A 19,429-nucleotide genomic window follows, 5' to 3' on the forward strand; every position below is an offset into this window, starting at 1 on the left:
GGATACGGAAGGTAGATCGTGAGCTCGAAACGGGTAGGCATCATCGGCGGCGTGCGCATTCCGTTCTGCCGCAACAACACCGCATACGCGGACGTCGGCAATTTCGGCATGGCGGTGAAGACGCTCGGCAGCCTGGTCGAGCGCTTCGGCCTGCACGGCCTCGAGCTCGGCGAAGTCGCCTTCGGCTCGGTCATCAAGCACTCCTCGGACTGGAACATCGCGCGCGAGGCGACGCTGTCCTCCGGCCTGGCCCCGACCACGCCGGGCATCACCACGGCACGCGCGTGCGGCACCTCGCTCGACAACGCGATCATCGTCGCCAACAAGATCGCCGCCGGCCAGATCGACGCCGGCATCGCCGGCGGCTCCGACACGACCAGCGACGTGCCGATCGTGTATTCCAAGGGCCTGCAGCAGCGCCTGCTGACGATGAACCGCGCGAAGACGCCGCTGGAGAAACTCGAGACGGCGGTGAAGGGCTTCTCGCTGTCCGAGCTCAAGCCCTCGTTCCCCGGCGTCGCCGAACCGCGCACCGGCAAGTCGATGGGCGAGCACTGCGAGCTGATGGCGCGGGAGTGGAAGATCGGCCGCGACGAGCAGGACCGCCTGGCCCTGACCAGCCACCAGAAGCTCGCCGCGGCGTACGCGCGCGGCTTCTTCAAGGATCTCGTGGTGCCGTTCCGCGGCGTCGAGCGTGACAACATCCTGCGGCCGGACACCACGCTGGAAAAGCTCGCCGCACTGAAGCCGGCGTTCGACAAGACCTCCGGCCACGGCACGCTGACGGCCGGCAACTCCAGCTCGCTGTCTGACGGCGCCGCCGCGGTGCTGCTCGCCAGCGACGAATGGGCCGCCGAACGCGGCCTGAAGATCCAGGCGTACCTGACCCACGCGCGCGTCGCCGCGGTCGACTTCCTGCGCGGCGAAGGCCTGCTGATGGCGCCGACGATCGCCGTGCCGCGCATGCTGGCCGAAGCCGGCCTGACCCTGCAGGATTTCGATTTCTACGAGATCCACGAGGCGTTCGCCGCGCAGGTGCTGTGCACGCTGCGCGCGTGGGAATCGGCCGACTACTGCAAGAACCGCCTCGGCCTGGACGCGCCGCTCGGCTCGATCGATCCGGCCCGGCTCAACGTCAACGGCTCCAGCCTCGCCGCCGGCCATCCGTTCGCCGCGACCGGCGCGCGCGTGGTGGCGACCCTGGCCGCCCTGCTCGAGGAAAAGGGCTCCGGCCGCGGCCTGATCTCGATCTGCACCGCCGGCGGCATGGGCGTGACGGCGATCCTCGAACGGCCGTAGGCGCGAAAACCGCGCCTTCCCCTTTTTCGCGCGAAGCGTTACTGCTTCGTTACCGCCCGCGCGCGCACTTCACGCTTGCGGGCGCGTACATTGCGTAGCCCCTTCTACGGAAATCCCGCCCATGCGTTTCACTCCCGTGTCGATGCTGTGCGCCGCTTTCGCGTGCTGCGCCTCGCTGGCGCAGGCCGGCCAGGCCGACATCTGCTACAGCCCCAGCCTGCCGTTCACCGATCCGAACCTGCCCACCAGCACGACGCAGTTCGACTGCCCGCTGGCCGGCCAGGACAAGACCATCGACCAGCTCGCCGCCGCCGGCTGGCAGGTGGTGCAGCTCAGCCCGGTGGTCACCGAGAACAACACGACGGCGAACCAGCTCGTGATCCAGAAACCATGAAGCGCGCCGCAGCGGCGCTCGCCGTCGCCGCCCTGGCCGCGACGGCGCAGGCGTCGGAAATCTGCTACGCGCCGGCCGAGGGAGCCGCGACCACGCCGACCGCCGACACGGTGTTCGCCTGCCCGGTCGCCGGCTCGCACACGATCGACCAGCTCGCGCAGCTCGGCTGGCGCGTGGTCGCGCTCAAGCCGGTGTCGCTGGGCGGCACGCAGACCGCCGCGCAGCTGCTGCTGCGCCGCGCGGCGGCCACGGACGCGATCTTCGCCGACGGCTTCGAGCGCCGCGGCCCTTGAACGGAAGGCGCAGCTAGCGCCGCGTCACCGCGTTGACTTCGAGCACGGCGGCGATGCGTTCGCCGTCCCAGCGGTAGATCAGGTGCTGCGCCTGCACGCACGGCGCGGCCAGGTCCGGATAGAACAGCGCGACGCATTCGCCGCCCGCATCGCGCACGCTGTCGTAGACCAGTCCGTTCGAGCCGTCCGCGCGCAGCGTGCGCGCCAGCGACTGGCTGGCCGCGTAGTCGTTTGGATCGTGTTCGGCGCGCCAGCCGCCGCGCAGGTCGTGCAGGCGCCCGGTGACCGCGGTGCGGTAGCAGCGCATCTCGACGTCGAGCGGCGCTTCGCTGGTCGCGCGCAGGAAGCGTTCGCGGTGGTAGACCGTCTCCTCGACGGCGGTGGCGACGCGATGCGCGGCGTAGAACACGCCCCAGCTGCCGTCGGAGAAGCGGCTGCCGTCCGGATTCAGATGCGTGAACGCGGCCATGATCGGCGTCGTGCCGGCGCCGCTGATGCGGCGTTCCTTCGGCAGCATGCGCAGGCTGCCCAGCTCCTCGCGCAGGCGCGGGTTGGTCAGCGCCTCGATTTCGTACAGGGCTTCCAGGTCGGCCGGATCGGCGACGCGGTCGTACACGCCGACCGGCGGAAAGCGGCTCGGCACGATGCGGTAGGCGCGCGTCCAGCGGATGCGTTTCTCGGGTGGCAGGGCGGCCATCGCGGTCAGTTCCAGCCGCGCTGCGCGTCGAGGTACTGGCGCACCACGTAGAGGTCGGCGACGTTGCCCGAGAGCATGCGTTCCAGCGCCGACTGGCCGCCGAAGGTCGGCGCCGAACTGGGCTTGCGCACCCAGGCGTCGGCGCGCTCGGGTTCCGGAAACAGGATCTGCAGGTTCTTGTAGATGCCCAGCACGTAGCTGATGCGTTCGAGCACGTCGCGGCCGAGCGTGCCCTCGCGTTCGCGCTTCCACTTGTAGAACGTCGACTCCGGCGGGTCGCCGAGCAGGCGGCGCTGTTCGGCGATGCGCAGGCCCCAGCGCTCGGCGATCGCGAAGAACGCGCGCAGCGCCGGGCCGCCGAGTTCGCCGGCGGGCTCGCGGGTCGGGTGCAGTGCGACGTCGTTCATGGAAAGAACTCCATAGATGAAGTATGAGTAGATACTACTTCATATGGAAAGTCATCGCCAGCCCAGCGGCGATTTGCGCGAAACTAATGCGCCGCGACGGCGTCCATGAACCGGCCCTCCGCCGAGACGAAAATCCGCATGAAACGCATCCTCCCCGCGGCGGCGCTCGCGCCGCTGTTCGCTCTCGCTGCCTCCGCCCACGCGGAAGTCCGGCAGGCGGCGGCGGACAGCTTCTTCCTCGCCTATTCCGAGCCGGTCTCCGCGCCCCCGGCCAAGACCTACGCGGCGGTCACGGCGGTGCCGATGTGGTGGAACGGCGAACACACCTGGTCCGGCCAGGCATCCAATCTCAGCCTGAAGGCCGAAGCCGGCGGCTGCTTCTGCGAGCGCTGGTCCGGCGGCAGCGCCGAGCACGGCCGCGTGGTCATGGCCATGCCGGAGCACCTGCTGCGCATCGAGACGGCGCTCGGTCCCCTGCAGGAACTCGCGCTGAAGGGCATCCTCAGCTTCTGGATCCGTGCCGAGGACGACGGCACGGCGCGTCTGGACGTCGAGTACCGCGTCAACGGCGCCGGTTCGAGCGGGCTGGACGCGCTGGCACCGCAGGTCGACGAGATCCTCGGCATGCAGGTCGCCCGCCTCGTACGCTACCTCGACACCGGCACGCCGGAGGCACCGGCCGCGACGGCCGCAGCGCCCGAGACCACGGCCTCGCCGGAAGCCATTCGCGCGGCCCTGCTCGAGCAGTGGAAGCGTGAGGCGGAAGCCGCACGCGGCGCACCGGCGAAGGCCGCGCCGGCCAAGCCGAAGACCAGGCCGTCCGCGCGCGAGCCGGCGCCCAAGCCCTGATGTCCCTGTCGCTGCTGGCCAACATCGACGTCGACGACCTCGAGCGTGCCGAGGCGTTCTACGTCGCCGCGCTCGGACTGCGCGTCGGCCGCCGCTTCGGCGGCGACGTGGTCGAGCTGCTCGGCGCGACCTCGCCGATCTACCTGCTGCGCAAGGCCGCCGGCAGCGCGGCGGGCGAGGCGATCGCGCAGACGCGCGACTATCGCCGCCACTGGACCGGCGTGCACCTGGATTTCGTCGTGCCCGATCTGACGCTCGCGCTGCGTCGCGCGCAGGAAGCCGGCGCCGTACTCGAAGGCGAACCGCGCACGGCCGCCTGGGGTCGCATCGCGACGCTCGCCGATCCGTTCGGCCACGGTTTCTGCCTGCTGCAGTTCCTCGGCCGCGGCTACGACGAAATCGCACACTGACGCACGTCGACAGCCGCCGTGCCGGGCTGCGACATTAATGCGCACCTTTTTACAAAGGGAATGTGACGCACAATACCTTTTTTCCGGTTTTTCAAAGGCATGGCGTTTGCTAGCGTTCCGCACGGCGCCCGGGGCAGCGCGACATTCCGTCGACACCGCCGGGCGTCCATCACGGAGGAACGCTCGATGAGATGCAAAGCGATCGTGTTGGCCGCGTGCCTGGCAGGCATCGCCACAACCACGCAGGCCGCGGAAGCCGGCGACTGGATCGTCAAGTTCGGCGCGCATCAGGTATCGCCGAAATCCAACAACGGTCGCCTCGCCGGGGGCGCGCTGAAGGCCGACGTCGGCAATGACGCGCGTCCGACGGTGTCGCTGGAGTATTTCCTGACGCCGAACTGGGGGCTGGAAGTGCTGGCGGCGCTGCCGTTCGAGCACGAGGTCCGGCTCAACGGCGCGCGGGCGGCCGAGGTCAAGCACCTGCCGCCGACGGTCAGCGTGCAGTACCACTTCGCGCCCGGCGCGAAGGTCTCGCCGTTCGTCGGCGTCGGCCTCAACTACACGCGCTTCTTCAGCATCAAGGAGAAAGGCCCGCTGGCCGGCACGAATCTGGACCTGTCCGATTCCTGGGGCGCCGCCGTCCACGCCGGCGTCGACGTGGCGATCAACGAACGCTGGTCGTTCATGGCCGACCTGCGCTGGATCAGCATCGAAACCGACGCGAAGGTCAACGGCGCCAAGGTCGGCACCGTGAAGATCGATCCCTGGGTCTACGGCGTGGCGCTCGGCTACCGCTTCTGATCCCCGCGCGCAACGCGCTGCGCGGCCGCCTCGTCGCGGCCGCGCCGAATCCGCGCCGTCACGCCTTCTGGTCGGCGATCCAGCGTTCGATCTGCTGCTCGAGCACCGGCAGCGGCACCGAGCCCAGCGCGAGCACGGCGTCGTGGAACGTGCGCAGGTCGAACTTCGCACCCAGCTCCTTCTCGGCGCGCGCGCGCAGCTCGACGATCTTGATCTCGCCGAGCTTGTAGCTGAGCGCCTGGCCCGGCCAGGAGATGTAGCGGTCGACTTCGGTCTCGACCTCGTGCCGGCTCAGCGCCGTGTGCGAGGCGAGATAGTCGATCGCCTGCTCGCGCGTCCAGTTCTTGTGGTGCACGCCGGTGTCGATGACCAGGCGCGCGGCGCGCCACATCTCGTAGGTCTCGCGGCCGAACTCCTCGTACGGCGTGTGATAGATGCCCATCTCCTTGCCGAGCTTCTCGCAGTACAGCGCCCAGCCCTCGCCGTAGGCGGAGATGTAGTTCTTGCTGCGGAAATCCGGATAGCCCTTCTGCTCGTCGGCCAGAGCGCCCTGCAGCGAATGGCCGGGCGAGGATTCGTGCAGGGTCAGCGCCGGCAGGTTGTACAGCGGGCGCGAGGGCAGGTCGTAGGTGTTGACCCAGTAGGTATGCGCGCTGCCGCGGCCGGCGGTCCAGAACGGCGCGATCGCGGCCGGCACCGGCTCGATGCCGAAGCGCCCGCGCGGCAGCAGGCCGATGAACTGGCCGATCTTGGCGTCGACCTGCTTGGAGATCCACGCCGCGTGCATCAGCAGTTCCTCCGGCGTCTTGGCGTAGAACTGCGGGTCGGTGCGCAGGAACTCGAGGAACGCGGCGAAGTCGCCCTGGAAGCCGGTCTGCTTCATCGTCGCCTGCATCTCGGCGTCGATGCGTTCGACCTCCTTCAGGCCGATCTGGTGGATTTCTTCCGGGCTGAGATCGAGCGTCGTGTAGTCGCGGATCTGCTGGCGATACCACTCCTTGCCGCCCGGCATCGCCTCGGCGGCGAGCGTCTTGCGCGCCTTCGGCACGTATTCGTCGCGGAAGAACTTCAGCAGGTTCGCGTAGGCGGGAATCACGTGCTCGCCGATCGCGCGCGCCGCATCGGCGCGCAGGCGCTCCTGCTCGTCGGCCGGGATCGACGCCGGCAGCGACTTCAGCGGCTTGTAGAACTCGCTGTCCTGCGGCGTCTTCGCCTCGGCGTAGCTGGCGATCGAGACGTCGCGCCCGTTCAGCACCGCACGCGGTACGCTGAAGCCGCGCTTCAGGCCGGCGCGCATGTTGGCGATCTGCTGCTCGAAGTAGCGCGGCACGTCGTCGAGCTTGGCGACGTAGCTGCGCGCGGCGTCGGCGTTCTTCAGCGGCCGCCGCGTCATGAAGCCCAGATCGGACCAGAACTGCGAGTCGCTGTTGAACGGCATCTCGTAGTCGCGGAAGCGCAGGCCGGCGGCGTAGTTCTCGATCTGCGGCCGGTAGACGGCGAAGTTGACCTGGTTCTCCGCCGACAGCTCGCCCGCGGGAATCGTCCCGAGCTGCTTGAGCACGTCGTCCCAGTAGGCCAGGCGCCGCTTCTGCGTCGCCGGATCGACGTCCGGCAGGCGCCGGTCGCGCGGGCTGGACTGGCGGTCCTCGTCGTCGTAGCCGGAGAACTGCTCCTGGCGCCAGCTCCATTCCTTCTTGTACAGCGCCTCGAAGCGCTGGTCGGCGCTTTCGGCGTGGGCGAGCGCGCTCAGGGCAACGCCCGCGCAGAACAGGGTCACGGACCAGGGTTTCATCGCGTTCTCCGTCCAGAGAAACGCCGATGATCGCATCGATTCCCCGCCGCGGCAGTGCCGATGGTCAGGCCCGCGGCGCGCCGGACCGGCGCGCTCAGGCGCGCGCGGAGCCGGCGAACCAGCCGTGAAACCCGAGCGGGAACGTGTATGGCAGCCAGGCCTGCGCCAGCGGGCCGTCGGCGACGCGTTCGGCGTCGAACACGGCCAGGCCGCTGCGGCCGCGCCGGGTGTCGAGCAGCGTGCCGAGCAGCCAGCCCTCGCCGGTGCGGCGGCGGCCGGGCTTGGGCACGAATCGATGCTCCTCGGCGAGCACGCCGGCGCCGTAGCGATGAATGGCCGTGCGCTCGCCGTCGATCGCGGCGACCGCGTCGAAGTAAGGCGAGCCGCGGTCCAGGTGCAGCGGCGCGTACACGCGCGCCGCGGAGGCGGCCGCATGGCGCGTGTCGAACACCGGAAATTCCAGACCGCGCACGCCGCCCGCTTCCCAGCGCGCGCGGCCGGTGGCCGTGTCCAGGCGCAAGGTGGCGAGGTCGGTGCGCGTGGCGCCGTCGCCGCGCTCGCCGCGCATCGCGGCGGCCATCGGCGAGCGCATCGCCTCGACGTCGGCATGCCGCGCCGCACGCACGAAGATCTCGCCGCCGCGCTCCCAGGCGTCGGCGAAATGGTAGACGGCGGCGAAGTCGGCCTCGAACCAGCGCGGCGCGTCCAGCGCGTCCTTCGGCACGACCGCGATGCGGCACGGCCGCTCCGGCGTGAAGCGCAGGCGCTCGAAGAACGCCGCCCGGCCTTCCTCGATCCGGTACGGCGTCAGCACGAACACCAGATGCCGCGCGGTCATCGCGAAGGCGTGCAGGTAGCCGTGTCCCTCGCTCGGCAAGGTCGCCACCCGGATCGGCTTGCCGTCGGCGCCGAGGTGCCAGAGCAGCAGCCCGGAACCGCCGAGCAGGTCGAGCGAGCCGAAGTTCCACAGAGAACCGTCGCGATCGAGCAGCGGATGGGCCGAGAACGGCGCGGCGACGAGATCCTCGCGCCAGGCCACCGGCCCGATCGTGCGCAGCTCGTCGGCATCCACCTCGATGGCCGAGCCGCCCTCCCACAGCGCGAACACGCGCCCGCCGAAGCGGATCACCGCGGTGTTGGCGGTGTTGACGTCGTCGTTGTTGCGGATCGGCAGCGCATCGTCGATCGTGGTGCCGGCGGCGGGAAGCAGGAAGCGCCCGGCGGCCTGCTCGCGCACGTACTTCGAGGTGGCGACCATGCGCGCACGATGCTCGACGCGGCCGTTCGCGCAGCGCCACGCGTGCAGCATGCCGTCGCCGTCGAACCAGTGCCGGTAGCGGAAGCCGGCGCGCTCGAAGCGCGCCGGACCGTTGCGGTACAGCGTGCCGGCGAGTTCCTTCGGCCAGCGGCCTTCGAGCGTCGCGACGGTCGGCCCCAGCGATTCGGCGGCGACGTCCTTCCAGCCGGCCAGCCAGGGCTCTTTCGCCAGCGCCTGCGCGAAGCGCGTGCTGTCGGAGGCGACGGCGACTTCGGCGCGCAGCAGGCGCGGCGCCAGCGCCAGCGCGGCGCTGCCGGCGAGGAAACGGTGCAGGAACTGGCGGCGGTCCACGGGCCGGCCCTCAGCGCAGACGGACGGTGATCGCGCCGCCGTCGGCGCCGAGCTCGAACTTCGCCTCGTCGAACGTCGGCCGGCGCATCACCTTCGGATCGTTGCTGATGCCGTAAGCCTCGACCGGCATGCCCATGAAGTTCGTGTCGAGCTTGCCGTTGTCGTTCTCGTCGAGCATCACGCGCACCGCGTAGCTGCCCGGTGCCAGGCCGTCGAAACGGAACGTCTCCTGCGCCGCGGCGGCCCGGCGCGTGGCGGCGGCGACCGACCTGCCCTTGCCGTCCCAGGCCGCGGCGGAATCGAGCACTTCGATCTGCAGCGTGCCCTTGGCCGGACTCACGCCAGTGACGGTGACGTCGAGGCCTGCGGCACGCACCGTCGTGCAGGCGAGGAGGGCGGCGGCGAGCACGTACTTCGGATGAGCGATCATGGCGAACTCCTGGAGGGAACGGTGGCGGTGACGGACGACGACGGCGCGGCGCGCCACATCTGCGCGACGAGCGCCGCCCAGCCGATGAAGTAGCCGGCGCCGAGCCCGGACACCGCGATGTCCCAGCTCATCAGCCGCGCGGCCGAGGCCGGCGCGAACGCGGCGGCGACGTGCAGCAGGTAGTGCGCGCCGAACAGGGCCAGATTGCGTAGCAGCGGAATCGCGCTGCCGGCCTGGCGGACGGCGCCGGACGCGCGGTCGACGACCGGCATCGGCTCGATCCGCCGGCCGATCGCGGCGCCGGCCACGGCACCGACGATCCAGCAGGCGAGCGTCGGCGCGAGCGGACCGGCGCGCCCGAGCAGACCGGACAGACCCCAGGCGACGAACAGCACCGGAGCTATCCACAGCGAACGCACTCGGCGCACGCGCGTGCGCAACCGCGCCACGCCCATCCACAGCAGCCAGGCGAACAGCGCGAACACCCAGACCGGCGTGGCGCGAAGAATGTCGAGAATCATTGGCGGCTCTCCCGGACGGTGAAGACGAGGACGGTCACGCGGCGACCGCCGCGCGTCCGGTCAGATGCGTGCGCAGCAGCATCAGCAGCACGCCGACCGCCGCCGTGTGCACGGCGACGAGGCCGGGCCAGCCGGCGAGGTCGAGCGAGCCCAGCACACCGCGCGCGAGCAGGCCGTTCATGCCGACCATCAGCCAGGCGATCACGAACGGCAGCGGCAGCAGGTAGAAGCGTGCGAACGTGCGCAGGCGTCCTTGCGCCGGCAGGCGGCGCCAGGCGACGAGCAACGGCGGCACGCTCAGCGCGAGGGCCAGCGCGAGCGCGGCGCAGCCGGTCGCGTCGCGTCCCAGCGCATCGCCGGCGAGGCGGCGCACGAACGAGTACTCGTCCGAGGTGGAGCCGGCGGCGAAGATCGTGACGACCTGCGGCAGCACGCGGCCGAGCGGCAGGCTGGCGAACAGCAGGGCGAAGCCGAAGGCCTGCACGCGCGGGTTCGCGCGCCCCGTCAGCGCGGCGCCGATCCACAGGCAGGCATAGGAGAACAGCGGGCCGGCGGCGTCGACGAAGGCGAGCCGCGACGCGCCGCAGCCGGGGTAGGGCAGCACGTTGTCGAACGTGCGTTCGGCCCAGCCGCCGCACAGCAGCCGCGTCGACAGCGCGTGCAGCTGTTCGTGCGCCTCGACCAGCAGCAGGGTCAGGCAGAGGAAGGCCGCGATCGAGGCGAGGGTCGGACGGATGCGCAGGCGATCGGACACGGAAGGAACCGGGCTGGGCGCCGTGGCGGCGGTGACGCCATCCTCGGCGCGCCGGCACGGCGACGACAGATGCCGCCCGTCACGACTTCGACCTGCCGGAAGTCACCACTTCGCGCGGAGGGCTTGAGCCGACCGCGGCGAGGCGGTACACAACGGTTCCGTCCGCCCGAGCCCGGCCATGCCCGATCGTCTCCGCCGGCTGTTCTCGCCGCTGCACTGCGCCGCCTACCTGACCTGGGCGACGGTGCTGGCCGGCCTGCTCGTCGGCGGCTTCAACACCCCGGCCGGGGGCAGTCGCGCGGCGTACGTGGCGGTGATCGCACTGATGCTGGTGTTCCTCGCCGGCTTCGTGTTCGAAGCCTGGTGGTCGTCCTGCTCGCCGCGGCGCGGCCCGGTGCTCGCCGCGCTGCTGGTCGAGGCGGCGGCCGCGCTGGCGCTGGTTGCGCTGACCCGCGACGGCATCGCGCCGGTGCTGCTGATCCTCGTCGTCGCGCAGGCGGTCGACCTGCCGCGCGGCCAGCTGATCGCGCTGGTCGTCGGCGCCAATCTCGGCCTGCTTGCGATCCTGCTGTCGGCGTGGCCGGTCGCGAGCGCGCTGATCGTGACCCTGCTGTTCGCCGGCTTCCAGGCGTTCGCCGGCCTGACCGGCTACTACGCCAAGCAGGCCGAGCGCTCGCGCGACGAGCTGGCGCAGGTCAATGCGCACCTGCTCGCCACGCGGTCGCTGCTCGAGGAGAGCGCGCGCGACGGCGAGCGCCTGCGCCTGGCGCGCGAACTGCACGACGTCGCCGGGCACAAGCTGACCGCGCTGAAGCTGCAGCTGTCCCTGCTCGCGCGCGATCCGGCCGGCGCACCGCCGGCGGTGAGCACCGCGGCCGGGCTCGCCGGGGAACTGCTCGACGACCTGCGCGGCGTGGTCGGACAGCTGCGCCGGCACGAAGGACTGGATCTGAAACGCGCGATCGAGGAACTCGCCGCGCCGCTGCCGCGCCCGCGCGTGCACGTCGACGTCGCCGCCGACGCGCGCGTCGACGACGTGGTGCAGGCACAGGCGCTGCTGCGCACGGCGCAGGAGGCGCTGACCAACGCGGCGCGCCATTCCGGCGCCGACAACGTGTGGCTGCGGCTCGCTCGCGAAGCAGGGCGCATCGTGCTGGAAGTGCGCGACGACGGCCGCGGCAGCGAGGTCGTGCGTCCCGGCAACGGCCTGGCCGGCATGCGCGAACGCCTGGAGGCGCTCGGCGGCGGGCTCGCCCTGACCGGCGACCGCGGCTTCCGCATCGACGCCTGGATTCCCCTCGCATGACCGTGCCGGAAACCGCGCCGATCCGCATCGCGCTGGCCGACGACCAGGCACTGGTGCGCGCCGGCTTGAAGTCGCTGCTGGAAGGTTTCGGCGACCTGCACGTGGTCGCCGAAGCCGAGGACGGCCAGGCCCTGCTCGACGCGCTCGCGACCACGACGGTCGACGTGGTGCTGTCGGACATTCGCATGCCGGGCCTGTCCGGCACCGATGCGCTGCGCGCGCTGCGCGGCCGCGGCGACGCGACGCCGCTGATCCTGCTGACCACGTTCGACGACAGTGCCCTGCTGCTCGACGCGGTGGCCGCCGGCGCGCAGGGCTTCCTGCTCAAGGACGCTGCGCCGGAAGACCTGCACGACGCGATCCGCGCGGTCGCGCGCGGTGATTCGCTGCTGCAGCCGGTGGCGACCGATCCGGTGCGCGCACGCTACGCGTATCGCGAGACCGAGGCGCCGAAGGCGAACTTCGGCGAACGCGAGATCGCCATCCTGCGCCTGCTCGCCGGCGGCTACTCCAACAAGGAGATCGCACGCTCGCTGTTCCTCGCCGAAGGCACGGTGAAGAACTACGTCTCCGACATCCTCGACAAGCTCGGCACGCGCGACCGCACGCGCGCGGTGCTGAAGGCGATCACCCTGCGCGTGATCTGACGCGATCGGTGCTCGCGAACGACGAGCCCGCCCGCACTTCGCACGATTTCCCGCATCCGCAATCGCGATCCGCGACTGGGATGCAGCGCACAAAGCGAACGCCTCGCGGCGGCCGAAATGCTGGGGAAAACCCGCAATCGACGGGTTCCGGACGCATGGCTAGTCTGGATTTCGGCCAGCGTCCAGGGAGCTGCGCGACGCGGCCCGTATTCGCGGGGAGGGCAGCGCCGCCGCAGTCGGGCGCCTCGCCTCAGGGGGCTCCCGCAACCCACACGGACCTTGGAGAGGAATCATGCGCATCAACCGACTTGTGCTTGGATTGTCCCTGTTGTCGTGCACGACCGCCTTTGCGCAATCGCGCGACGCCGGCGATGCGGTCGTGGCCGAACGGCAGGCCGCCACCGATCGCGCCGCGCTGGCCGCCGCGCGCGCCGGCTGGCCCGCCCTGTTCGAAGCCGCCTACGCGCGCTATCCGCAGCTGCCGCGCGGCGTGCTCGAATCGATCGCCTACGTGCAGAGCCGCTGGGTCATGCTCGACGGCGTGCGCGCGCCCGATGCCGAGTCCGCGCCGGCGGTCGGCGTGATGGGCCTGTACGAGGGCGGCGGCTTCGCCGACCAGGTCGGCGACGCGGCGGCCCTGCTCGGCGTCGGCCGCGCGCAGGTCGAGCGCGATCCGCGCTGGAACATCCTCGGTGCGGCGGCGCTGCTGGCCGAGGCCGCGCGGCGACTGCCGCCCGACGCAGGCGAGGCCGACCTGCTCGCCGCCTACGCCGGTTTCGGCCCGGCGTCGCGTGCCGCGATCGACGCGTTCGCGCGCGAAGGCTTCGCCTACGACGTGCTGCTCGCGCTCGACCGCGGCGTCGACGACGACGGCATCCGCGTCCAGGCACGCGCGATCGAGTGGGAGCGCCAGTTCGCGCCCGCGGCGCTGGTCCGCCAGCGTGCGCCGTTCGTGCGGCTGGACCTGTCCCGCGGCAGCGTCGAGACGGACGGCTACGCGATCGACGCGCGCGACGAGACCCTGCACGCGGCCGATCGCGCCGGCGGTGGCGACCCCGGCCTCAACAGCACCGACTACGCGCCGGCGCTGTGGGTCGCCTCGCCCTACTTCCACGCGCGCAGCGGGTCGACGACGGCGGTCGCGATCCACACCATGCAGGGCTCCTACGCCGGCAGCATCTCCTGGTTCCAGAACAACCCGTCCTCGGTCAGCGCGCACTACCTGATCCGCAGTTCCGACGGCCAGGTCACGCAGATGGTGCGCGAGGCGCAGGCGGCGCATCACATCGGCAGCGAGAACGGCTACACGCTCGGCATCGAGCACGAGGGCTACGTCGACAATGCGGCCTGGTACACGACGGCGATGTACAACGCGTCCGCCGCGCTGACCCGCCACTTCTGCACGCGCTACTCGATCCCCTGCTCGAGCGCCTACAACGGCGCCGCCGGCAGCGGCATCAACGTCCTGCCGGCGTCGGTCAAGATCAAGGGACACCAGCACTATCCGGGACAGACCCACACCGACCCGGGCATCAACTGGGACTGGCGGCGCTACTACACGCTGCTCAATCCGGGCAGCGGCGGCGGCACCCCGCGCACGCTGGACGGCTTCGAAAGCGGCGAGGGCCATTTCGGCACCGCGCCGGCCTACTCCGGCAGCAGCACCGGCATCGCCGCCAGCTCCACCGCGGAACGCGACTGCACGGTCGCGCGCGTGGGCAGCTGCTCGGAGCACCTGCGCCTGGTCGACAACCCGTCGAACACGCAGCCCTGGGCGGTGCGCTTCCTGTCCGGCAGCGGCACGCCGTCGGCCAACACCAGCGTGGCGCGCAACGGCAAGCTCGGCCTCTGGGTCTACGTCGCCGGCGGCGGCTTCAGCGTCGGCCTGGGCGTGGACGATTCGGACGGCACCGAGCGCTCGACCCTGCGCGCGGTTCCGGCCGACACCTGGACCTGGGTCGAATGGAACCTCGCCGATGCGGCCGTCTGGAACGCCTGGGTCGGCGGCAACGGCGCGATCACCGCCGCGAACGTCACGCTGGACGCGATCTGGCTCGAACGCGCGCACACGACCTACACCGTGAACGTGTATCTGGACGAGGTGCGCTGGACGCCGAACTGATCGCGAACGGACCCGCCACGGCGGCTGGCGCACGCGCCGGCCGCCGTGCGCATCACGCGTCGAGGTCCGGGATCAGCTTGTTCTCGAGATAGGAAATCATGTCCTTGAGCCTGAGCTTGCGCTTCTTCATGCGCGTGAGCTGCAGCTCGTCGCAACCGGGGCCGCGCGGCATGTTGGTGATCGCGACGTCGAGGTCGCGATGCTCGAGCCGGAGCTCGGCGAGACGGCGGACGATGGCGGCGGGGTCGTCGGTGAGCATGTGGGCGCCCGGATGCGTTGCGCGCAGTTTAGCGCCGCGGCATGGCAGGCGTGCCGTCGCGCGCCGCTCTCAGGCGGCGCCGGCGGCGATCCGCAGCGAACGCCGCCCGCTCGCACGCAGGGCTTCGGCGAGCGCGAGGAAGCTCGGGATCACCGCGTCGCATTCGATCTCGCCGATCGGCCGGCCTTCGGTGTAGCCGTAGTCGACCAGCACCACCGCCATGCCCGCCGCGCGCGCGGCCCTGGCGTCGTTGGCGGAGTCGCCGAGCATCAGGCAGGCCGGCACCGGCACGCCCAGGCGATGCGCCGCGTGCAGCAGCGGCTCCGGCTGCGGCTTGCGCTGCGGCAGCGCGTCGCCGCCGAGCGTGAACTCGAAGCGGCGGTCGAGGCCGAACTGCGCGAGCACCGCGTCCGACGGCGCCTGCGGCTTGTTGGTGATGCAGGCCAGGCGCAGGCCGAGCTCGCGGAACGCCTCAAGCCCCGCGACCACACCCGGATACGGCCGCGCGCGACGCCCGTTGCTGGCGGCGTAGGCGAGGTCGAACAGCCGGCGCGCGCGGCCATGCAGGGCGGCTTCGGCACGCGCGTCGTGGCCGCCGCCGAGCACGCGGTGCAGCAGCACGTCCACGCCCTGCCCGACGTAGCCGGCGACGACGCCCTCGGCGATCGGCGCGCGGCCGAGTTCGGCCAGCATCGCGTTCACCGCCTCGGCGATGTCCGGCACCGTGTCGAGCAGGGTGCCGTCGAGATCGCACAGGATCGCCGCGAACGGCGCTCCCGCCGGCGCCGCGGCGTTCAGGCCGCCTCCGCGTAGCGGCGCGCGAAGTTCTCCAGCGGCACCGGCCGGATCGCGCCGGCGCGGCCGGCGCTGCCGAAGGCCTCGAAGCGCGCCTTGCAGATGCCGCGCGCGGCGGCCACCGATTCCTTGAAGAACTTGCGCGGATCGAATTCGCCCGGATCGACGGCGAGCGCGCGGCGGATCGCGCCGGTCATGGCGAGGCGGATGTCGGTGTCGATGTTGACCTTGCGCACGCCGTGCCGGATGCCTTCGACGATCGCCTCGACCGGCACGCCGTAGGTTTCGGAGATGTCGCCGCCGTACTCGCGGATGATCGCCAGCCAGTCCTGCGGCACCGACGACGATCCGTGCATGACCAGGTGCGTGTGCGGGATGCGTGCGTGGATCGCCTTGATGCGTTCGATGTCGAGGATGTCGCCGGTCGGCGGGCGCGTGAACTTATATGCGCCGTGCGAGGTGCCGATCGCCACGGCCAGCGCGTCGACGCCGGTGCGCGCGACGAAGTCGGCGGCTTCCTCCGGATCGGTCAGCAGCTGGGAATGATCGAGCACGCCGGCGGCACCGACGCCGTCCTCCTCGCCCGCCGTGCCGGTTTCCAGCGAACCCAGGCAGCCGAGCTCGCCCTCGACCGAGACGCCGACCGCGTGCGCCATCTCGACCACGCGCCGCGTGACCTCGACGTTGTATTCGTAGCTCGCCGGCGTCTTCATGTCCTCGCGCAGCGAGCCGTCCATCATGACGCTGGTGAAGCCCGAGCGGATCGACGCCTGGCACACGGCCGGGCTGGCGCCGTGATCCTGGTGCATCACGATCGGGATGTGCGGGTACTGCTCGACCGCGGCCTCGACCAGCCGGCGCAGGAACGCCTCGCCGGCGTATTTGCGCGCGCCGGCCGAGGCCTGCAGGATCACCGGGCTGTCGACTTCGTCGGCGGCCTGCATGATCGCGTGGATCTGTTCCATGTTGTTGACGTTGAACGCCGGCAGGCCGTAGCCGTGCTCGGCGGCGTGATCGAGCAGCTGTTTCAGCGAGACGAGGGCCATGACGCTCTCCCGGTGCGGTGACGGAATGGATTGCCGCCCCGTCCGGCCCGCGCCGGGACGAGGCGGGCTCAGAGGCCGCGCGCGACCTGTGCGACCTTTTCCGGCGTGAAGCCGAAGAATTCGAACAATTTCGCGGCCGGCGCCGATTCGCCGAAGCGGTCGATGCCGACCACCGCGCCGTCGAGGCCGACGTACTTCCACCACAGCGCGGTCGTGCCCGCCTCGACGGCGATCTTGCGCACGCCGGCCGGCAGCACGCTGGCGCGGTATGCCGCATCCTGGCGGTCGAAGGCCTCGGTCGACGGCAGCGACACCACGCGCGTGGGGACGCCTTCGTCCTGCAGGATCCTGCGCGCGGCGAGCGCGAGGCCGATTTCCGAGCCGGTCGCGATCAGCACGCGCTGCGGCACGCCGCCGTCGGCCTCGGCCAGCACGTAGCCGCCGCGCGCGATCGAGGCGATCTGCTCGCCGCTGCGCGGCACGAACGGCAGGTTCTGCCGCGACAGGATCAGCGCGGTCGGCGCGTTCCTGCTTTCGAGCGCGAGCTTCCAGGCGACCGCGGTCTCCACCGTGTCGCACGGACGCCAGACTTCCAGGTTCGGGATCAGGCGCAGGCTTGACACGTGCTCGACCGACTGGTGGGTCGGGCCGTCCTCGCCCAGGCCGATCGAGTCGTGCGTGAACACGTGGATCACGCGCAGGTTCATCAGCGCCGCCATGCGGATCGCGTTGCGGCTGTAGTCGCTGAAGGTCAGGAAGGTGCCGCCGAACGGGATGTAGCCGCCGTGCAGGGCGATGCCGTTCATGATCGCCGCCATGCCGAACTCGCGCACGCCGTAGCTGATGTGGCGGCCGGTGCCGGCGCCGCTGAGCAGCGGCGCGTTCTTCCACAGCGTCAGGTTGGAATGGGTGAGGTCGGCCGAGCCGCCGAGCATTTCCGGGATCGCCGGCGCCAGCGCCTCGATCGCGTACTGGCTGGCCTTGCGCGTGGCCACCGTCTCGGCCTTCGCGTCGGCGTCGGCGATCAGCGCCGCGGCGAGGTCGGGGAAGTTCGCCGGCAGCTCGCCGGCGAGGCGGCGCGCGAGTTCCGCGGCGAGATCGGGATGCGCGGCGCGATAGGCGTCGAAGCCGCGGTTCCAGTCCGCCTCCTGCTCCGCTCCGGCCGTGCGCGCGTCCCAGCTGGCGTAGAGGTCGTCCGGCACCTCGAACGGCGCGTACGGCCAGTCCAGCGCCTTGCGCGTGGCCGCCAGCTCGTCGCCGCCGAGCGCCTCGCCGTGCGCCTTGGCCGTCCCGGCGCGCGTCGGCGCGCCCTTGCCGATGACGGTGCGGCAGATGACCAGGCTCGGCCGCCCGGCTTCGCCCTTCGCCTCGGCGATGGCACGATCGACCGCGTCGACGTCGTGGCCGTCGATCGGCCCGATGACCTGCCAGCCGTAGGCGCGGAAGCGCTCGGCGGTGTCGTCGGTGAACCAGCCCTTGACCTCGCCGTCGATCGAGATGCCGTTGTCGTCGTACAGCGCGACCAGCTTGCCCAGCTGCCAGGTGCCGGCCAGTGCGCAGACCTCGTGCGAGATGCCTTCCATCAGGCAGCCGTCGCCGAGGAAGACGTAGGTGTGGTGGTCGACCACGGCGTGGCCGGGCCGGTTGAACTCGGCGCCGAGCAGCTTCTCGGCCAGCGCCATGCCGACCGCATTGGCCAGGCCCTGGCCGAGCGGGCCGGTGGTGGTCTCCACGCCCGGGGTGACGCCGACCTCGGGATGGCCGGGGGTCTTGGAGTGCAGCTGGCGGAAGTTGCGGATCTCGTCCAGGGACAGGTCGTAGCCGGTCAGGTGCAGCAGCGCGTACAGCAGCATCGAGCCGTGCCCGTTCGACAGCACGAAGCGGTCGCGCCCGGCCCAGTGCGGGTCGGCCGGGTTGTGGCGCAGGTGCCGCGTCCACAGGGCGACGGCGATCTCGGCCATGCCCATCGGCATGCCGGGATGGCCGGATTTGGCCTTCTCGACCGCGTCGGCGGCCAGAAAGCGGATCGAATTGGCCCGCCTGGCATCGGCGAGACGGGTATCGACGCCCGCCGCGACGGCGGGTTGGGGATTGCTCATGCGACGCGCTCCAGATGGGCTTGCCGCGCCTGGGCTTTCTGCTTGCGTTCGAGAATGCGCCAGACGAACGGCGTGAAGATGACTTCAATGGCAAGCTCCATTTTACCGCCCGGAACGACGATCGTGTTCGCGCGCGACATGAACGAGTCGTGCAGCATGGACATGAGGTAGCGGAAATCGATGCCCTTGGGGTCGCGGAAGCGGATCACGACGAAGCTCTCGTCCGCGCTGGGGATGGCGCGCGCGATGAACGGGTTGGACGTGTCCACGGTCGGCACGCGCTGGATGTTCACGTGCGTGCGCGAGAACTGCGGGCAGATGTAGTGCACGTAGTCGTGCATGCGGCGCAGGATCGTGTCCATCACCGCCTCGGTCGAGTAGCCGCGGCTGGAGCGGTCGCGGTGCAGCTTCTGGATCCACTCCAGGTTGATCACCGGCACCACCCCGATCAGCAGGTCCGGGTGGCGCGCGACGTCGACGTCGCCGTGCACGACCGCGCCGTGCAGGCCCTCGTAGTACAGCAGGTCCGACGGCGGCACGTCCTCCCACTCGGTGAAGGTGCCCGGCTCCTGGCCGTAGGGCTCGGCTTCGGCGGCGTCGTGCAGGTAGCGGCGGCGGCGGCCGCGGCCGGCCGCGGCGTAGTCGGCGAACAGCCGTTCGAGTTCCTCGAACAGGTTCGCCTCGTGGCCGAAGTGGCTGAAATTGGAGTGGCGGTCCTTGTCCGCCTCGGCCAGCGCGGCGCGCATCGCCTTGCGGTCGTAGCGGTGGAAGCTGTCGCCCTCGACGATCGCCGCGTTGATGCCCTCGCGCCGGAACATGTTGGAGAACGTGCGCGTCACCGAGGTGGTGCCGGCGCCGGAAGAACCGGTGATGGCGATGATCGGATGCAGTTCGGACAT

At 71.0% G+C, this 19,429-nt stretch carries 21 protein-coding genes; 9 read left to right on the forward strand and 12 right to left on the reverse strand.

The genetic code is table 11. The features are described 5' to 3' along the window. Positions 1–18 precede the first annotated feature (18 nt). The 3 genes from ACFO6Q_RS01240 to ACFO6Q_RS01250 all read left to right on the forward strand — a co-directional run bounded on the left by ACFO6Q_RS01240 (position 19) and on the right by ACFO6Q_RS01250 (position 1,986). The gene (locus tag ACFO6Q_RS01240) at positions 19–1,299 is read left to right on the forward strand and encodes an acetyl-CoA C-acetyltransferase (protein ID WP_380018662.1); all 1,281 of its coding nucleotides are present in this window, start codon (positions 19–21) and stop codon (positions 1,297–1,299) included. A gap of 121 nt (positions 1,300–1,420) precedes the next feature. Further along, positions 1,421–1,693, forward strand: a complete 273-nt coding sequence (locus ACFO6Q_RS01245) for a hypothetical protein (protein ID WP_380018663.1) — start codon at positions 1,421–1,423, stop codon at positions 1,691–1,693. Next, on the forward strand, positions 1,690–1,986 hold the full coding sequence (locus ACFO6Q_RS01250) for a hypothetical protein (RefSeq protein ID WP_380018664.1): 297 nt from the start codon (positions 1,690–1,692) through the stop codon (positions 1,984–1,986). Before ACFO6Q_RS01245 ends, ACFO6Q_RS01250 begins: the two co-directional genes overlap by 4 nt. 13 nt (positions 1,987–1,999) lie before the next feature. On the opposite strand, the gene ACFO6Q_RS01255 is transcribed toward ACFO6Q_RS01250, so the two are convergent. Continuing rightward, positions 2,000–2,683, reverse strand: coding sequence for an RES family NAD+ phosphorylase (locus tag ACFO6Q_RS01255; protein WP_380018665.1), 684 nt, complete (start codon positions 2,681–2,683; stop codon positions 2,000–2,002). 5 nt (positions 2,684–2,688) lie between these two features. Next, positions 2,689–3,090 carry an MbcA/ParS/Xre antitoxin family protein gene (locus tag ACFO6Q_RS01260; protein ID WP_380018666.1) on the reverse strand — a complete coding sequence of 134 codons (402 nt, stop codon included), beginning with the start codon at positions 3,088–3,090 and terminating at the stop codon, positions 2,689–2,691. 138 nt (positions 3,091–3,228) lie between these two features. Here ACFO6Q_RS01260 and ACFO6Q_RS01265 point away from each other — a divergent pair, with 138 nt between their 5' ends. The 3 genes from ACFO6Q_RS01265 (at position 3,229) to ACFO6Q_RS01275 (ending at position 5,150) form a co-directional block, all read left to right on the forward strand. Further along, complete coding sequence (locus tag ACFO6Q_RS01265) at positions 3,229–3,939, forward strand: hypothetical protein (RefSeq protein WP_380018667.1); 711 nt, start codon at positions 3,229–3,231, stop codon at positions 3,937–3,939. Continuing rightward, on the forward strand, positions 3,939–4,349 hold the full coding sequence (locus ACFO6Q_RS01270) for a VOC family protein (protein WP_380018668.1): 411 nt from the start codon (positions 3,939–3,941) through the stop codon (positions 4,347–4,349). The genes ACFO6Q_RS01265 and ACFO6Q_RS01270 overlap by 1 nt, the downstream gene beginning before the upstream one ends. Positions 4,350–4,535: 186 nt before the next feature. Then, complete coding sequence (locus ACFO6Q_RS01275) at positions 4,536–5,150, forward strand: OmpW/AlkL family protein (protein WP_380018669.1); 615 nt, start codon at positions 4,536–4,538, stop codon at positions 5,148–5,150. Between the two features lie 58 nt (positions 5,151–5,208). Here the strand turns inward: ACFO6Q_RS01275 and ACFO6Q_RS01280 are convergent, their stop codons facing one another. From ACFO6Q_RS01280 to ACFO6Q_RS01300, 5 genes are all read right to left on the reverse strand, one after another. After that, positions 5,209–6,942: a DUF885 domain-containing protein gene (locus ACFO6Q_RS01280; RefSeq protein ID WP_380018670.1), complete on the reverse strand. Its 1,734-nt coding sequence runs from the start codon at positions 6,940–6,942 to the stop codon at positions 5,209–5,211. A gap of 94 nt (positions 6,943–7,036) precedes the next feature. Continuing rightward, positions 7,037–8,551 (reverse strand): carotenoid oxygenase family protein, encoded by a 1,515-nt coding sequence (locus ACFO6Q_RS01285; protein WP_380018671.1) that lies wholly within the window; start codon positions 8,549–8,551, stop codon positions 7,037–7,039. A gap of 10 nt (positions 8,552–8,561) precedes the next feature. Continuing rightward, the gene (locus ACFO6Q_RS01290) at positions 8,562–8,981 is read right to left on the reverse strand and encodes a DUF2141 domain-containing protein (protein ID WP_380018672.1); all 420 of its coding nucleotides are present in this window, start codon (positions 8,979–8,981) and stop codon (positions 8,562–8,564) included. Continuing rightward, positions 8,978–9,502: a DUF6622 family protein gene (locus ACFO6Q_RS01295; RefSeq protein ID WP_380018673.1), complete on the reverse strand. Its 525-nt coding sequence runs from the start codon at positions 9,500–9,502 to the stop codon at positions 8,978–8,980. Before ACFO6Q_RS01295 ends, ACFO6Q_RS01290 begins: the two co-directional genes overlap by 4 nt. Before the next feature lie 34 nt (positions 9,503–9,536). Further along, positions 9,537–10,256 (reverse strand): hypothetical protein, encoded by a 720-nt coding sequence (locus ACFO6Q_RS01300; RefSeq protein ID WP_380018674.1) that lies wholly within the window; start codon positions 10,254–10,256, stop codon positions 9,537–9,539. A gap of 178 nt (positions 10,257–10,434) precedes the next feature. On the opposite strand from ACFO6Q_RS01300, the gene ACFO6Q_RS01305 reads away from it, so the two are divergent. The 3 genes from ACFO6Q_RS01305 to ACFO6Q_RS01315 all read left to right on the forward strand — a co-directional run bounded on the left by ACFO6Q_RS01305 (position 10,435) and on the right by ACFO6Q_RS01315 (position 14,331). After that, positions 10,435–11,562, forward strand: a complete 1,128-nt coding sequence (locus tag ACFO6Q_RS01305) for a sensor histidine kinase (protein ID WP_380018675.1) — start codon at positions 10,435–10,437, stop codon at positions 11,560–11,562. Beyond that, entirely contained in the window at positions 11,559–12,209 is a 651-nt protein-coding gene (locus tag ACFO6Q_RS01310) for a response regulator (protein WP_380018676.1), read from the forward strand. Before ACFO6Q_RS01305 ends, ACFO6Q_RS01310 begins: the two co-directional genes overlap by 4 nt. 328 nt (positions 12,210–12,537) lie before the next feature. After that, positions 12,538–14,331: an N-acetylmuramoyl-L-alanine amidase gene (locus ACFO6Q_RS01315; protein WP_380018677.1), complete on the forward strand. Its 1,794-nt coding sequence runs from the start codon at positions 12,538–12,540 to the stop codon at positions 14,329–14,331. 52 nt (positions 14,332–14,383) lie between these two features. Here the strand turns inward: ACFO6Q_RS01315 and ACFO6Q_RS01320 are convergent, their stop codons facing one another. The 5 genes from ACFO6Q_RS01320 to ACFO6Q_RS01340 all read right to left on the reverse strand — a co-directional run bounded on the left by ACFO6Q_RS01320 (position 14,384) and on the right by ACFO6Q_RS01340 (position 19,429). Next, positions 14,384–14,590, reverse strand: a complete 207-nt coding sequence (locus ACFO6Q_RS01320) for a YdcH family protein (protein ID WP_380018678.1) — start codon at positions 14,588–14,590, stop codon at positions 14,384–14,386. Between the two features lie 69 nt (positions 14,591–14,659). Further along, positions 14,660–15,487: a phosphoglycolate phosphatase gene (locus tag ACFO6Q_RS01325; protein ID WP_380018840.1), complete on the reverse strand. Its 828-nt coding sequence runs from the start codon at positions 15,485–15,487 to the stop codon at positions 14,660–14,662. Further along, on the reverse strand, positions 15,385–16,431 hold the full coding sequence (gene fba / locus ACFO6Q_RS01330; RefSeq protein ID WP_380018679.1) for a class II fructose-bisphosphate aldolase: 1,047 nt from the start codon (positions 16,429–16,431) through the stop codon (positions 15,385–15,387). The genes ACFO6Q_RS01325 and fba overlap by 103 nt, the downstream gene beginning before the upstream one ends. 68 nt (positions 16,432–16,499) lie before the next feature. Further along, a complete protein-coding gene (gene tkt / locus ACFO6Q_RS01335; RefSeq protein WP_380018680.1) occupies positions 16,500–18,530 on the reverse strand; it encodes a transketolase in 2,031 nt (676 codons plus the stop codon). After that, positions 18,527–19,429, reverse strand: a complete 903-nt coding sequence (locus ACFO6Q_RS01340) for a phosphoribulokinase (RefSeq protein ID WP_380018681.1) — start codon at positions 19,427–19,429, stop codon at positions 18,527–18,529. The genes tkt and ACFO6Q_RS01340 overlap by 4 nt, the downstream gene beginning before the upstream one ends.

It is taken from the genome of Dokdonella ginsengisoli, from assembly GCF_042652785.1.
Taxonomy (GTDB): Bacteria; Pseudomonadota; Gammaproteobacteria; order Xanthomonadales; family Rhodanobacteraceae; genus Dokdonella_A; species Dokdonella_A ginsengisoli.